At 41.5% G+C, this 2,461-nt stretch carries 1 protein-coding gene; it reads left to right on the forward strand.

The features are described from left to right. Positions 1 to 2,332: HEAT repeat domain-containing protein (locus WBM98_RS00565; protein WP_424364064.1), on the forward strand; the 2,332-nt coding region annotated here is incomplete at its 5' end. Positions 2,333 to 2,461 lie beyond the last annotated feature (129 nt).

The raw sequence follows: 2,461 nt of genomic DNA on the forward strand, positions 1-2,461 counted from the left end.
GCACAAGGATGCGTTCAAAAAGTTAAAAAGTTGGCGTTGGCAGATCATATCAAAGGGAATTTATGAACTCGCCCAAATGCAAGTAGCCGAATCCTACGGATTTATCAAAAGATTTATAAATGATAAAAGAGGAACCATACGCAAGCAGGCGGAAATAGCGATAATTTCCCTTAATACAGAAGGGTTGAACTACTTTCTGGATACTACCGAATATAGAATATCAGAATGGCAACAGCTTAAACTCTTGGATGTCATCAGGAATCAGGATGATTTTCAACCTCCAAGATTCAAGGCCTGGTTGGTTTCAAGCAATAAACATGTCGTTCTTTTTGCCCTTAGATTGATCAAATATTACAATCAAAATGATGCCTTTGCATCTATTACGGAATTGGTGAAACATCGCAATGAACACATCAAAAAAGAAGCGATAAATTGTATCAAGGAGTTTCATGTGGTCGAGGCCCTACCTACCATGAAAACGGTTTTTTGGAAAAGCTCCATAGATATTAAAATTGCTATTCTCGATGCCATGGCCGAATTGGGCACTACGAAGGACCTCGAGTTTCTACGTTCGATCGATACCAAGGAATCCAATTTCTCGGTGCGGAGTAAGGCGCATGGGAGTATCAATGCCATTGCCCCCGAAAGTGTCATTCCTACACGGGGTATTATGCATTTAAAAGGCAACCAGATACCCAAAGATATTGTTTTTAAAGACCTGGACGATAAGGAACATCAAATAGAACAGGACGTTGAAGAGGTTATCGAAGAACCGGATACCCATGTTGTATTAAAACAGGTGGACGCGATAGCTGAAAAAGAACAATCTCCATTATCGGAAGATTCCGAGACAACCTTTGGTGTGGAGGAAAATGTGGCCCCATTAGAGGTCGAAAATGAGGAAGAAGAAGAAACTGTTGAAGCGTACGAAGCTCCCAGCGAAATAGATATGTCGGAGGATTTTACCAATATCAGCGAACCCTTAGGGCAGGTCCCTGAGGAAGAAATCGATATTCCATTCGAAATAGGGGACCTAGGGGAAAGTGATACCGAACCTTTGAAAGAAACCACGCCCGTATTGAACCTTGGATTTTTGCCGATTGTGGTCAATGCAGAGGAAACCCATGATAGCATGGATGGAGCAAACGATACCCTGCCAAACATAGAGGATTACGTAGATGATTTTAGCGAGAATACCATGTATGAGGCCTATGAACATGCAGCACCAACTTCTGGGGATCGTACTGTTATTCCGGAGGAAAAAGAAGAAATGGAAGTGGGAATCGGCGATGACCCCGATACCATTGCACGTTCCTTTTTGCCCCATGTAGTTGCCAACTCGAATGTTGGGGAAGCGGAAGACCTTCTTAAAGAGCAACCGAATGTACATAACGAACAACCTTCAAATGTGCCTGAAGCAATTCCAAGCATAGAGGAATCGATCAGGGATTTTGATTTAAACGGGGAAAACACTCCGTTTTTTGACTTTTTACCACTTGTTACTGAAAGTGAAGAAGAAGGTGCTGCAGATTCAGTACCTATGGAAGAATCCATGGAAAATGACATACATATGACAGAAGAGAATCATGAAGCAATAAAATCAGAAACCCCTAAAACTGAACAAAAAGAAACAGGGAAGGACTCCATTGAATGGCCCGTGGAGGATGACATCCCTTTTTCGTCTTCATTGCGATTTGTTTCCTTTGACGCTGAAGCGGATATTAACGAAGCTACGAAACCAATAAGTCAGGAGACCTTGGACATTCTTTCCAGTCTTCCCGAACCAAAATACTATGATGCGGAAACCATGATCACCATGCGTTTATTGGATGACATAGAGGAACTGGGCGATCAACGTGAAATTCCCTTGTTGGAAGAATTATTTTCAAAATCGAACCATAAGGCCATAAAGCATAGAATTGAGCAAATCATGCAACAGTTCAGGATATCGGAGCCAAAGCATTTTTCAAAGGATACGATGGCGTCCCCAAAGAATGATTTTAAGCCCTTTAGTGTTTTTGAGGATCTTTTTCGAACCTGTGATGATGAGGCCAAACTCATTTTGATGGATGAAGTGGTCGCCGTGGGTGATGAAAAGGAATTACATTTTTTAAAACGACTCACCAATGATCCAAATATGGAGATTCGGGAAAAGGCCGCAGAGGTCCTCGAAGCCTTGGATAATCGCTTGTTTCAGGAAAATCTGACCTTTGATCTTTCTGAGACTTTTGAAGCCCCCAATACGAAATCCCAAACGGGGAGTAACAGGAATTCCTTATTGAACCAATTATTGGCATTTCCAAACAAAATGATAGATAGAATAAATGGATAGCGGCGTATTCAATATGATTTTAGAGTACATAAACATTGTTTTCCTAATGTTTACGGTCATCCTGTTTACCATGTTCACCATCATGGGGTACTTATCGACCCGGAACTCCATACACTACAGAAACAAGAA

The sequence above is a fragment of the Maribacter sp. genome, assembly GCF_049667165.1.
GTDB lineage: Bacteria > Bacteroidota > Bacteroidia > Flavobacteriales > Flavobacteriaceae > Maribacter_A.